Source organism: Natronobeatus ordinarius, from assembly GCF_024362485.1.
GTDB lineage: Archaea > Halobacteriota > Halobacteria > Halobacteriales > Natrialbaceae > Natronobeatus > Natronobeatus ordinarius.
Genome location: NZ_CP101456.1, coordinates 3928413 through 3939221 on the forward strand (window position 1 = coordinate 3928413; position 10809 = coordinate 3939221).

Below are 10809 nucleotides of genomic sequence, written 5' to 3' on the forward strand. Positions count from 1 at the left end.
TGCCCGTGGTTGGTGGCCGCTGTGTCCGCTCAACCCCCGCCTGTTCGCTCCTCGGTTCCGACAGGGTGTCGGAATGCCCGTCCCCCACGGGAAGGCGGGGGTATGCGCTCGCATCTCTATCACCACCGTACGGATCTCCTGCATCCAGTAAGAGATACCAAGCCTCGCTGTTGCCGCTGTTTGAATATTTGAATAGAGCCAAATTATTTGAGCCAGCCGGTGTAAGTGCCAGTACGATGGTTGACTCGACCCAGAGATCGTGGACGGAGAGCATGAGCGGGCGTGAGCGCGTTCGACACGTTGTAGAGTTGCTGGACGAGCCAACGCCAATACAGGAGATCGCGGACCGCGCAGCCGTTTCGCGCGCAACGGCAGCCGACGAACTCCAGCGGTTGGAGAGCGACGACTGGGTCACCGAAACGACCATTGATGGCACGAAGGCATATGATCTGAATCCTGTCCGGATGCTCTTTGACGAAGTAACGGACTTGATCGAGGAGCACTCGCGCGACGAGTTAGAGAGCCAGCTCACGGAGCTGAAAGCGGAGCAAGAGGAGCTCGCGGCGGAGTACAACGTTGGATCGCTCACGGAGTTCCGAGAGCAACTCGCTACGGATGAGTTGTCGGCTGAAGAGCTCAGAGAGCGCCGCAACGTGATCGCTACATGGGAAGCGATCAACACGGAACTCGGGCTCGTAAAGCACGCGCTCCAGCTGTACGGGGACGTTGTCGAACTCACCTCGTCCCGAACTGACTCGCGTTCGACGTTCGCCTGATGGTTGTATTTCTCGCTAATCGGGCGAACCTGCAGAGCAAACGGCTCCACGACCGTATCCAGCAACGGCTCAGCGCCGACTGTGACAACGTGCGACAACGGCGTGCTGAACCGCGCGAAGCTGGCTCGTACCGTGTCGTTGGTGACGTGAATCCGCGTCAGTTCCTAAGTGATGACGCATATCCAGTAACGGCTGCTCGCGTCGAGATCGGATTCCAACTACGAACGAGCGATCCGTATGAGTACTATTGGATCAACTGGATCGAGCCGGATCGAAGCCTGCTCGTCGGCTGGCATCAAGACGACACTCATCACGACCTCGGTCCGGTACACCTGCAAGTGAACGACGGCTCAACGGTCGTCGCTCACGAACAAGCGCAATTCATCGACACGCATCCGCTTGACGTTGTCGAGCAGCGGATCAAATCGCTTCAGGATGCGATCCTCGCTGTCAACTGGGAGGGGGGACCCATCGGGTTCGATACCTCTTCGTCTCTCTTCGAGTAATGTCCAAGATGCGTTTTGATTTAGGAAAGACGATCTCCGACCACCCCAAATTTCATCAACCATACAACCGTTTGGGCTAATTGGAATCCCAAGACGGAGGCGACCCGCGTTCAGGAAGTGAATCAACTAAACGGCGAAATTGAGGGGGCACCGATTTCCCCAAACGCCGTGAACGGAGCTGTTGAGCGCTAAAACCGGCGTTACCGGGCGTCTAAGAAGCGTTCAGAAGCTGAGTGGGCCAACTCGGATTTGAACCACCTCGAGACGTTCCGGGTCGCTTCCCGGGCTGCGACTCGCGTAATTCAAATCCGAGTTCGATCCGATACTGGTGGCTCGCGATCTTGCTCGCCACCAGAATATGGGCCAACTCGGATTTGAACCGAGAGCCTCCACCTTATCAGAGTGGCGCTCAACCTGATTGAGCTATTGGCCCGCTTCGCATCTTCCAGTTGCCGGCTGGATGGTTTAAGCGTTTCTTTCTCGCAGGGCTGTGAGAAGCGCTAGCGGACGCTGCCGTCGTCCCACTCGTCCTCGTCGCGGTCGTCGTCGCCGAACTCGATCGTGTACGGCTCGTCATCGCGATCGGCATCGACCGTGTAGGCGTCCTCGGAGAGGTCGTAGGTGTCGGCACCGCTCGAGGCGCCACCCTGGCCGCCAGCACCGGGTGCACCCTGGTCGGGGAAGCCGTAGGTCCAGACGGTGCCCGAGACGAGGCCGTCGGTCTTTCTGTCCGCGTAGGGGACGATGACGAACCGCTTGAGCGCCATCCGGATCGGAATCCGCGTCGGCGGGATGACGAGCAGGACGCCGAGGGCGTCGGTGACGAGCCCGGGCGTGAGCAAGAACGCCCCGGCGGCAATCAGGAGCCCGGCGTCGAGCAGCTGGTTCGTCGGCGGCTCTCCCTCGAGCATCGAGCGGTGCATCTTCCGGAGCGTTCGCCGCCCTTCCGCGCGGACGAGTAACATCCCGATCAGCCCCGTCAGTACGACGAGCAGGACCATCGCGACCCAGCCGAACCACGGCGTCTGGCTCACGACGAGCGCGAGGACCACCGCGTCCAGGAAGGGGATGAGCAACAGCACCAGGATCCACCGGAGCATACCTCGAGTACCAACCGAGGGGTGAAAACGCTTTACGCTCGTCTCGACGATCGATTCGGCCGCATCGACCTCGAGTCGGGCTCGAGATCACCGCGGCGATCGGTGAACGAAGGCCTTACACGATTCACGACCCTCGAATCGGACATGAACGACGGCACGCGGGTCGAGTGGCGGGCGTGGGGACGGGAGGCGTTCGCGGAGGCGGGCGAGCGGGACGTCCCACTCTTGCTCTCGCTGACCGCGACGTGGTGTGACAGCTGTCACGAGATGGACGCGGAGACGTACGCCGTCCCGACGGTCGCGGCGAACGTCAACGACGACTTCGTCCCCGTGCGGATCGACGTGGATCGCCACCCGCGCGTTCGCGACCGGTACAACATGGGTGGGTTCCCCTCGACGGTGTTTCTCGCCCCCGACGGCGCGGTGCTGACCGGCGCAGGCTACCTGGGCCAGGACGGGATGCGCCAGGTGCTCGAGCGCGTCCGAGCCCTGTGGGAGACGAAGGGGGCCGAGGCCGGACGGGTCCCGCGCCCGCTGCAGGACGAGACGCCGCCGGCTGGCGAGCTCACCGAGGACGTCGAAGCGGGGATGCTGGGCCAGCTCACCGCGGCCTACGACGAGGTCGCCGGCGGCTGGGGCGACGGCCCGAAGTTCCCGCTCCCCGAGGCGCTCGAGTTCGCGCTCAAGCGCGACCGGGAGATGGCCCGGCGCTCGCTCGACGCGGTGAGCGCGAACCTGCTCGACGAGTACGAGGGCGGCTTCTACCGCTACGCGCTCGAGCGCGACTGGTCGAGGATCCAGCACGAGAAGCTGCTCGACGAGAACGCCGCGCTCGTGCGAACGTTCGCTCACGCCTACTGCTACACCGGGCGCGAAGTGTACCGGGAGCCGGCCGACCGGACGATCGACTACCTGACGACAACGCTGTGGAACGCCGACACCGGCGCGTTCGCGGGCAGCCAGGCGCCGGCTCCGGCTGCGTCGTACACCCTCGAGCCGAGCGACCGGGAGCGCGAGGATCCGCCGGTCGACGACACCGTCTACGCAGGTGCGAACGCGCTGGCGGTCGACGCCCTGCTCGCCTACTACGGCTACACCGACGACGAGCGCGCCCGTCGGTACGCCGAGCGCGCGCTCGAGTACCTCCGGACGGAGCTGCTCGAGGACGGGGTCGTCGTCCACTACCGGGCGGCCGACGAGACCGGTGAACCGTGCCTGCTCGCGAACCAGGCTCGCGTCCTCGAGGCGCTGACGAGCGCCCGGAGCGTCCTCGGGGCTGACGTCCTCGACGAGGCCGAGGCGGTGGCCGAGACGACCCTCGAGCGACTCCGCGATGGCGATTCGTTCCTCGACGGGCCGGCGACGGGGTGCGGGCTGTGTTCCCATCCCCTCCGTCCCCTCGGAGCGAACGTCGAGCTCGCCGACGCGCTGGTCGACCTCGCCGTCCTCACTGACGATGATCGGTACCGCGAGCTCGCCAGCGAGGCGCTCGCGGACTTCGCGGGCGCGAGCGACCGGTTCGGCCCGAGTGCCGCCCGGTACGCGTCGGTCACGGCGCGACTGCTCGAGGACCCCCTCGTCGTGCGGGTCGCCGACGAGGCTGGCTCAGACCTCCACCGCGCCGCGTTGCGCGTCGCCGACCACGAGAAGGTCGTCGTCCCCGACGCGACGGTCGACGGCCTCGAGCCGGGAACGGCACGGGTCGAACGCGGCGAGCGCGCCTCCGACGTCGCTGAAACTCCGGCCGAGTTGGGTGAGCGGCTCCGGTCGGTCCTCGAGTGAGCAATCGCCCGCCTTCGCGCCGTTGTAACTCCATTGTCAAAACTATCGCAGTGTTTATGGTCGTGGCGTCGGATGCTCACGACATGGCCAGTCTCCGGGACCTCGGACTCTCTGAATACGAGGCACGGGCGTACCGCGCATTGTTGAATACGGGACCCACAACCGCCAAGGAGTTGTCGCGAGCGAGTGACGTCCCGATGGGGCGGATCTACGACGTGCTCAACAGCATCGAGCAGTACAATCTCGTCCGGAGCCAGACGGCGAGCCGACCGAAGAAGTACGTCGCCGTCGAACCCGCCACGGCGCTCGATCGGCTGCTCGAGGACAAAAAGCGCGAACTCGAGGAGAAGGCCGACCAGTACGAGGAGATCGTCGACGACCTCTCGGAGGAGCTCGACGCGGCCGAGCCAGTCGAAGAGCAGTTCTGGACGGCTGCCGTCGGCCCCGAGGAGACGATCGACCTCCTGCTCGAGCGACTCACCGCTGCCGACCGGGACATCGTGATGGTCGCGGCCGATCCCTCTCCCCAGATGGACATCCGCACGGTCGGCGACGAGGTGCTGGCACACCTCGAGGACGCCCTCGACCGGGGCGTGAGCGTAGACATCCTGATGAGCCGGGAGCTCGTCGACGCGCTCTCGCCAGAGGTCGGCCAGCGGTACCAGGAGGCGTTGCAGGCTCGTGATGACTTCGCCGTGCGAACGAGCGAGGACGTGACGGGGACGTTCAACATTATCGACGGCGTCGAGGTCTGTATCCAGGTTCCGAACCCCCTCTCGTCGAACGAGGTGTTCGGTATGATCGACCTCAAAGACCCCGAGTTCGCCGCCGACGTCCACGAGGAGTTCCTCCCCAACTGGAATCAGGCGACGCCGCTTACGTTCTGACGATCGCGAACGGCCCTCGCAGAGAGGCGCAACCTCTTTTTGTCGACCGATACAACCCGGTTGCATGGCTGAATCCGAGGTCGACCTCGAGGCAGAACAGTACGAGAAACACCGCGAAGCGGGGCGAATCCTCTCGCAGGTCCGCGAGGAAACCGCCGATCGCGTCGACGTCGGTGTGAGCCACCTCGAGATCGCCGAGTTCGCCGAAGAGCGCATCCGCGAGCTCGGCGGCGAGCCGGCGTTCCCGGTCAACATCTCGATCGACGAGGAGGCCGCTCACGCGACCCCCGCCATCGACGACGAGTCGACGTTCGGCGAGGAGATGATCAACTTAGATATCGGCGTCCACGTCGACGGCTGGCTCGCCGACACGGCGATCACGGTCGACCTCTCGGGCAACCCGGAACTCGCTGAGGCCTCCGAGCAGGCGCTCGAGGCCGCCATCGACGTAATCGAACCCGGCGTCGACACGGGCGACATCGGCGCCGAAATCGAGGACGTCATCGACGGCTACGGCTTCAACCCTGTCGTCAATCTCACCGGGCACGGACTCGGCCACTGGGAACAACACACCAGCCCGAACATCCCGAATCGGGCCGTCTCACAGGGCGTCACGCTCGAGGTCGGCGACGTCGTTGCCATCGAGCCGTTCGCGACCGACGGCGGCGGCAAGGTCACCGAGGGGTCGAAAGAGGAGATCTTCTCGCTGCAGAACGAACGATCGGTCCGGAACCGCCAGGCCCGGGAGGCGCTCGCCCAGATCACCGAGGAGTTCCGGACGCTGCCCTTTGCGACGCGCTGGCTCGAGACGGACCGACCGGAGCTCGCCCTTCGCCGGCTGAAAGCCAGCGGCGTCGTCCACGGCTACCCGGTCCTCAAAGAAGACGACGGTTGCCTCGTCAGCCAGAAAGAACACACGATCATCGTCACGCACGGCGGCTGTGAAGTCACGACGGAGTGAGCCAGTCGAATAGACACACGCTCGAGGCTCGTCGAGTCGACGCCGAGAATTCGTTCAGGCGTTGTTCATTCGCTGGCTCTTGCGGAGCCCACACCGCTGACACTCGGTGACGCGGTAGGGCTCCCGGGAGAACTGTGCGTTCTCCTCTTTCAGGCTCTCCGTGCGAATCTGGACGGAGACTTCGTGCAAGGTGTCGAACCCGCACTCCTCACAGTATTCGGTCATCCCGTTTATTGAGTTGTCAGTCGTTGCCATTGGCTGAGTACTCAGCACAGGTGGAATATAAATCCCTACTTCATTTCGTGTGGCGACGAAAACTAGATTGCCGGTGCAGCCGAGTCGGATATAGCCAAGAGAGGGTTCGAGACCGTTTATCGAGAGCTAAGAAGTCATTAAAATATATATTTTTTCAAGAGGTTAGTGGAATAAATTGGCAATTACCGAAGCCGCGCAGCCCTCCTTCAAGGGAAGGTGATCACGGTCGAGCCAGGTATTCGAACACTTTAGGCTCCGCTTGACGAACGAACCGGTATGGAGCAGGTGTTCGCACCGTGGCGGATCGAGTGGATCAGACGCGAGGAGAAAAACCCGGACGTCGACGGCTGCGTCTTCTGTGCGTTCGCAGAACGGGCGGCTGACCGTGAGAACCTCGTCGTCGCCAGAAGCGAGCACTCGTTCGTCCTGCTGAACAACTACCCCTACAACCCCGGTCACGCCATGGTCATCCCCCACGCACACACCGGCGACTACGGGGAGCTGACCGACGAGCAACTGCTCGACCACGCCCGCCTGAAAGCCCGCACGTTCGATGCCCTCGAGTCGGCACTGGCTCCGGACGGCTTCAACGCCGGCTTGAACCTCGGCGAGGGCGCCGGCGGCTCCATCAAGGAGCACTTGCACACCCACGTCGTCCCCCGCTGGCAGGGCGACACCAACTTCATGCCCGTCCTCAGCGACACGACGGTCATCGTCGAGGCGCTCGAGGACACCTACGACCTCGTCCACGACGCCTTCGCCGCACAGGACGGGGCGAGCGTACCGGACGAGAGATGCGCCGTCGTCTTCGACTGACCGACGGCGTACGCGAGCACGCGCGCCGGCTCCCAACCCAACCACGCACGTCGGCTCCCGACCCAACCACGCGCGTCGGCTCCCGACCCAACCACGCGCGCCGACCGTCGGGCCTGCCACCAGGATGCGGCGGCGCACCCGCGAGACGCGCCGACGATCACGGCGGCGCGTCGAGCATCCCCGCGCCGCCGGGGAGGCGTGGCGGTCTCATCCCCGAGTGCGTGGCCGAGCGAGCGCGAGGCCCGCACGAGGATGGGCGGCCCCATTCGTGTTTCGTGTGAGTTCGGTCGTCCCAGTCACCCCTCGCTCCGCTCGAGGGCCGGGTCGCTCGAGCGTCGACACTGGACGGGTGCAAAACGCCGACCTCGAATCCGCCGCTCTCGTCTCCGGTCGGAGTCGTCGAACGCTTACCGCGTCAGGAACGTCAGGTGGTGGCCGTCCGGATCGCGGACCACGACCTGCTCGTCCCCGTCGGCTCCGCCCTCAACGTCGACTCCACCCCCGCCGCCCACCGACTCGAGCAAGCACGCCCGATCCGCGACCGCCTCGGCCGCGCCAGCCGGATCGTCCGTCTCGAACCCGAGGTCGACGTGGACGCCGCCGCGGGCGTCGGCCAGCCCAAGCTGGGGCTCCCAGAGCTCGAGCGCCATCGGGCCGTTCATTCGCACGCGAGTCCGTTCCTCGCCGCGATCGACCGTCTCGAACCCTAACTCGGCGTAAAACGCCTCCGCGCGCTCGAGGTCCTCGACCTCGAGGACGACCTCGAAGATCCCGTCGATGCCCGGCCCCTCGACGTCGGTCTGGCCGAGTTCGACGCAGTTGCCGTCGGGATCGTAGCAGTACAGCGACCGCGAGGAGCCGAAGCGAAACTCCTCGAGGTCGTACGTCCTGGAGAGGCGATCCCACCAGTCGTCGTACTCCGCGTGCGGAATCGAGAACGCGAAGTGAGTGTGCAGCCCCCCGCGCGGGATTCCATCGGGTCGCCGGCAGACGATCGTCGTCTCGCCCGCCTCGTACCGAAGCTCGCGCTCGGTCTCCCCGCGACACGACAGCTCGAGCGTCTCCCCGTAGAACTCGCGAGCCGGCTCGAGGTACTTGACCTCGAGGGCGAGCCAGGCCAGACCAGTCAGCATACGTGGGGGTACTCGAGGGAGTGATATAGAGGCGTCGGCGGTCGGAAAAACCGATCGTCGATGCGACCGGGACGGGTTCGAGCGGTGGTGTGTCGGTGGTTGGTGGCTGGCCGTCTCGACGATCGGCTCGAGTTCATACTGCCGGACAAAACGGTTCACACATCGATCGCACGCGACCGGCCGTCAGCGATTCCGACGGCCGGTCACAGCGCGATCGAGTGGTTGCTGACTGTTGTCCAGTAGTATCAGCAGTCGGGCGACGGAACCCGACAGCCACAGGGTGAGACGACGTGTTCTGTCGGCCCACGTGAGGTCACCGCCGTTACAGGCGAGCCACACCGCGGACACGACGGGAGCGACGACGCCTCGCGGTCGTGAGCCGTTCCTGGCTGCTCGCTCACGGCTCCCCCGAACGCTGGATTCCGACGCGAACCGCTAATCGTGTGCGATACGTCTGTCGTGCGAGACGTTTATGTCTCGGCGGGATGAACGCGAACATGGCTTTTGAAGCCTCGCGGCTTGGAAGCCACGTCTCGGGTGATCCTGCACCCGGGGCATTTCGGCGCATGCCCCCGCGACTGTTAGAGCGCGGCTTCAGTCACCACAGACGAATTATAGTTACTTATACCTATTGGAGCAGACACTATGGGCGTCGACCGGTTCGGCGTCGACGCTTCCGAGTGGTCGACGCCGCTCGAGCACGTTCACCGCCTGACGCGCGTTTATGGACCTCGAGTCCCTAGCCTGCCCATGGCATTCCGCGTCGACGAGCGTGCGGCGGAATTTCGCGAGATCGACCGCTTCGAGGATGGCGTCGGCTGGCTCGCCCACCCCGACGAGACGATGCAGCGAGCGAGCCACGCCCTGGCGTTCGACGACGACGTCTGGGTGTTCGACCCCGTCGACGCCGAGGGGCTCGACGAGTTGCTCACCGAGTTCGGCGCGGTAGCGGGCGTCGTCGTCACCTTCGACCGGCACAAACGCGACGCGGCGACCGTCGCGAACCGCCACGACGTCCCCGTCTACCTGCCGGACTTCTTCGAGGGCGTCGCCGAGGAGCTCGACGCGCCGATCGTCCGCTTCGGAGCGACACTCGCCGACACCGGCCTCGAGACGATCGTCTTACACACCAGCCGCCTCTGGCAGGAGGTCGCCCTCTACGACCCCGAACGCGGAACGCTCCTCGTCCCCGAGTCCGTCGGCACGGCCGAGTACTTCTGCACCCGCGAAGAACGCCTCGGCGTCCACCCGATGCTCCGGGCGGTGCCGCCGCGCGCACTCGAGCGAGTCGCCCCCGAGCGCATCCTCGTCGGTCACGGCGAAGGGATCCAGACGGCGGCAGAGAGTGCGCTCCGGGACGCACTGGGTGGCTCGCGCAGACGGCTGCCCCGGCTGTACGCGGAAAACGTGCGACTGCTGTTGCCCGTGTGAGACGGGCGCCATAGAACCGTTCTCGCCTCCCTCTACGACTACCCGACGAACAGTCAGTCCAGATAATCCAGGTACGGTGAACTGGATTTCCATCTCACCGGTGTTCGAGTCCGCATTCGCCTGAACGAGCGCGTCCAGCGCGTCCGGATCGATGGCGGTGAACAAGGGTGGAGATTATTCCCCACCGGGACGAACTCCCAGTGGGCTGGCCATAGATCGAAGTGATGTTTCGGTGTGGGTTCCAGTTTCGGAATGCTTGCCTTCGGAACACACTTTTACAGATAATTTGAACGATACGTCACGGATGGAGACTCCATCGAGTAGCGGGTCAGAACCGATCAGCGTCCATGTCTTTCATACCGGGTCGGTGTACATCGACCGTTCGCTCGCGTTCCGAGAGCAATCCTGGCACCCGATACCCTACACCGGGTGGCTTCGGCCAACGTCGAAGAAGCGCTGGGTTCCGGTGTCGGCATATCTTATCGACCATCCAGATGGTCTCGTTCTCGTCGATACAGGCTGGCATACGGATATGCGGACGAATCAACGGAGTCACCTTGGATTCCTTCCCGCAACGATGCTCACGGGACGGTTACCAGCAGGTGAGGCAATACACGAACAACTGGCCGCGATGAACATCGAAGCCAGTGACCTAACCTACGTTATTCTCACTCACCTCGATTCGGACCACGTGAGCGGTGTCGGGCATGTCGAGAAGGCATCGAACATCATCGTTAGCAAGCCCGAGTGGGACGCGAGAGGGCAGTTTCGATACATCCCGTCGATGTGGGATGGAGTGGATATCGACCCCTTCAGCCTCGAGGACATCCCGTTCGGTCCGGACAACGAGGGGCTCGACCTTTTCGGTGACGGACGCGTCTACCTCGTATCCACGCCAGGACACAGTGCTGGTCAACTGTCCGTCCTCGTTCACACCGGAGCCGGCTGGATCCTCCTCGCAAGCGATGTTGGCTACGCCACAAGCGCCTGGACCGAAGACGTTCTGCCAGGGGTTACTGACGACGACGACGAGGCCCGGGCAGCCCTCCGGTGGGTGGCTGCGTTCTCCCAGCGTGACGACTGTCTCGCCGTCCTTGCCAACCACGATCCTGACGTCGTACCTGGAGAGCTCTGAGATAGCTCACTTTCCGAGGGTGAGCGA

Annotated in this window: 11 protein-coding genes, 1 tRNA gene and 1 pseudogene; 8 read left to right on the forward strand and 5 right to left on the reverse strand. The window is 64.3% G+C overall.

What is annotated here, in order from left to right; genetic code table 11:
* Nucleotides 1-236: 236 nt before the first annotated feature.
* The gene (locus NMQ09_RS19735) at nucleotides 237-776 is read left to right on the forward strand and encodes a winged helix-turn-helix domain-containing protein (protein ID WP_255192276.1); all 540 of its coding nucleotides are present in this window, start codon (nucleotides 237-239) and stop codon (nucleotides 774-776) included.
* Complete coding sequence (locus tag NMQ09_RS19740; RefSeq protein WP_255192277.1) at nucleotides 776-1282, forward strand: hypothetical protein; 507 nt, start codon at nucleotides 776-778, stop codon at nucleotides 1280-1282. Before NMQ09_RS19735 ends, NMQ09_RS19740 begins: the two co-directional genes overlap by 1 nt.
* A 359-nt stretch (nucleotides 1283-1641) precedes the next feature.
* Here the strand turns inward: NMQ09_RS19740 and NMQ09_RS19745 are convergent.
* Nucleotides 1642-1715 (reverse strand) — tRNA-Ile (locus NMQ09_RS19745).
* 67 nt (nucleotides 1716-1782) lie between these two features.
* Nucleotides 1783-2382 carry an FxsA family protein gene (locus tag NMQ09_RS19750; protein ID WP_255192278.1) on the reverse strand — a complete coding sequence of 200 codons (600 nt, stop codon included), beginning with the start codon at nucleotides 2380-2382 and terminating at the stop codon, nucleotides 1783-1785.
* A gap of 144 nt (nucleotides 2383-2526) precedes the next feature.
* On the opposite strand from NMQ09_RS19750, the gene NMQ09_RS19755 reads away from it, so the two are divergent.
* The 3 genes from NMQ09_RS19755 to map all read left to right on the forward strand — a co-directional run bounded on the left by NMQ09_RS19755 (nucleotide 2527) and on the right by map (nucleotide 6012).
* Complete coding sequence (locus tag NMQ09_RS19755) at nucleotides 2527-4164, forward strand: DUF255 domain-containing protein (protein WP_255192279.1); 1638 nt, start codon at nucleotides 2527-2529, stop codon at nucleotides 4162-4164.
* Nucleotides 4165-4247: 83 nt separating this feature from the next.
* Complete coding sequence (locus NMQ09_RS19760; RefSeq protein WP_255192280.1) at nucleotides 4248-5051, forward strand: TrmB family transcriptional regulator; 804 nt, start codon at nucleotides 4248-4250, stop codon at nucleotides 5049-5051.
* 64 nt (nucleotides 5052-5115) lie between these two features.
* Nucleotides 5116-6012 carry a type II methionyl aminopeptidase gene (gene map / locus NMQ09_RS19765; protein ID WP_255192281.1) on the forward strand — a complete coding sequence of 299 codons (897 nt, stop codon included), beginning with the start codon at nucleotides 5116-5118 and terminating at the stop codon, nucleotides 6010-6012.
* A gap of 54 nt (nucleotides 6013-6066) precedes the next feature.
* On the opposite strand, the gene NMQ09_RS19770 is transcribed toward map, so the two are convergent.
* Entirely contained in the window at nucleotides 6067-6267 is a 201-nt protein-coding gene (locus NMQ09_RS19770) for a DUF7835 family putative zinc beta-ribbon protein (RefSeq protein ID WP_255192282.1), read from the reverse strand.
* 276 nt (nucleotides 6268-6543) lie between these two features.
* On the opposite strand from NMQ09_RS19770, the gene NMQ09_RS19775 reads away from it, so the two are divergent.
* A complete protein-coding gene (locus NMQ09_RS19775; protein ID WP_255192283.1) occupies nucleotides 6544-7083 on the forward strand; it encodes an HIT family protein in 540 nt (179 codons plus the stop codon).
* A gap of 407 nt (nucleotides 7084-7490) precedes the next feature.
* Here NMQ09_RS19775 and NMQ09_RS19780 read toward each other — a convergent pair whose 3' ends face one another.
* Nucleotides 7491-8216, reverse strand: coding sequence for a VOC family protein (locus tag NMQ09_RS19780; RefSeq protein ID WP_255192284.1), 726 nt, complete (start codon nucleotides 8214-8216; stop codon nucleotides 7491-7493).
* 750 nt (nucleotides 8217-8966) lie between these two features.
* Here NMQ09_RS19780 and NMQ09_RS19785 point away from each other — a divergent pair.
* Nucleotides 8967-9647, forward strand: coding sequence for a hypothetical protein (locus NMQ09_RS19785; protein WP_255192285.1), 681 nt, complete (start codon nucleotides 8967-8969; stop codon nucleotides 9645-9647).
* A 114-nt stretch (nucleotides 9648-9761) separates the two neighbouring features.
* Here NMQ09_RS19785 and NMQ09_RS21205 read toward each other — a convergent pair.
* Nucleotides 9762-9812, reverse strand: a pseudogene (locus NMQ09_RS21205) (hypothetical protein); the annotation flags it as partial.
* A 139-nt stretch (nucleotides 9813-9951) separates the two neighbouring features.
* Between NMQ09_RS21205 and NMQ09_RS19795 the strand changes: the two are divergent.
* Nucleotides 9952-10782 (forward strand): N-acyl homoserine lactonase family protein, encoded by an 831-nt coding sequence (locus NMQ09_RS19795; RefSeq protein WP_255192286.1) that lies wholly within the window; start codon nucleotides 9952-9954, stop codon nucleotides 10780-10782.
* Nucleotides 10783-10809: the final 27 nt, after the last annotated feature.

Bases quoted from the DNA above. Each gene is read 5' to 3' on its own strand.
- NMQ09_RS19735 (WP_255192276.1), top strand. From the start codon at position 237: ATGGTTGACTCGACCCAGAGATCGTGGACGGAGAGCATGAGCGGGCGT.
- NMQ09_RS19740 (WP_255192277.1), top strand. From the start codon at position 776: ATGGTTGTATTTCTCGCTAATCGGGCGAACCTGCAGAGCAAACGGCTC.
- NMQ09_RS19750 (WP_255192278.1), bottom strand. From the start codon at position 2,382: ATGCTCCGGTGGATCCTGGTGCTGTTGCTCATCCCCTTCCTGGACGCG.
- NMQ09_RS19755 (WP_255192279.1), top strand. From the start codon at position 2,527: ATGAACGACGGCACGCGGGTCGAGTGGCGGGCGTGGGGACGGGAGGCG.
- NMQ09_RS19760 (WP_255192280.1), top strand. From the start codon at position 4,248: ATGGCCAGTCTCCGGGACCTCGGACTCTCTGAATACGAGGCACGGGCG.
- map (WP_255192281.1), top strand. From the start codon at position 5,116: ATGGCTGAATCCGAGGTCGACCTCGAGGCAGAACAGTACGAGAAACAC.
- NMQ09_RS19770 (WP_255192282.1), bottom strand. From the start codon at position 6,267: ATGGCAACGACTGACAACTCAATAAACGGGATGACCGAATACTGTGAG.
- NMQ09_RS19775 (WP_255192283.1), top strand. From the start codon at position 6,544: ATGGAGCAGGTGTTCGCACCGTGGCGGATCGAGTGGATCAGACGCGAG.
- NMQ09_RS19780 (WP_255192284.1), bottom strand. From the start codon at position 8,216: ATGCTGACTGGTCTGGCCTGGCTCGCCCTCGAGGTCAAGTACCTCGAG.
- NMQ09_RS19785 (WP_255192285.1), top strand. From the start codon at position 8,967: ATGGCATTCCGCGTCGACGAGCGTGCGGCGGAATTTCGCGAGATCGAC.
- NMQ09_RS19795 (WP_255192286.1), top strand. From the start codon at position 9,952: ATGGAGACTCCATCGAGTAGCGGGTCAGAACCGATCAGCGTCCATGTC.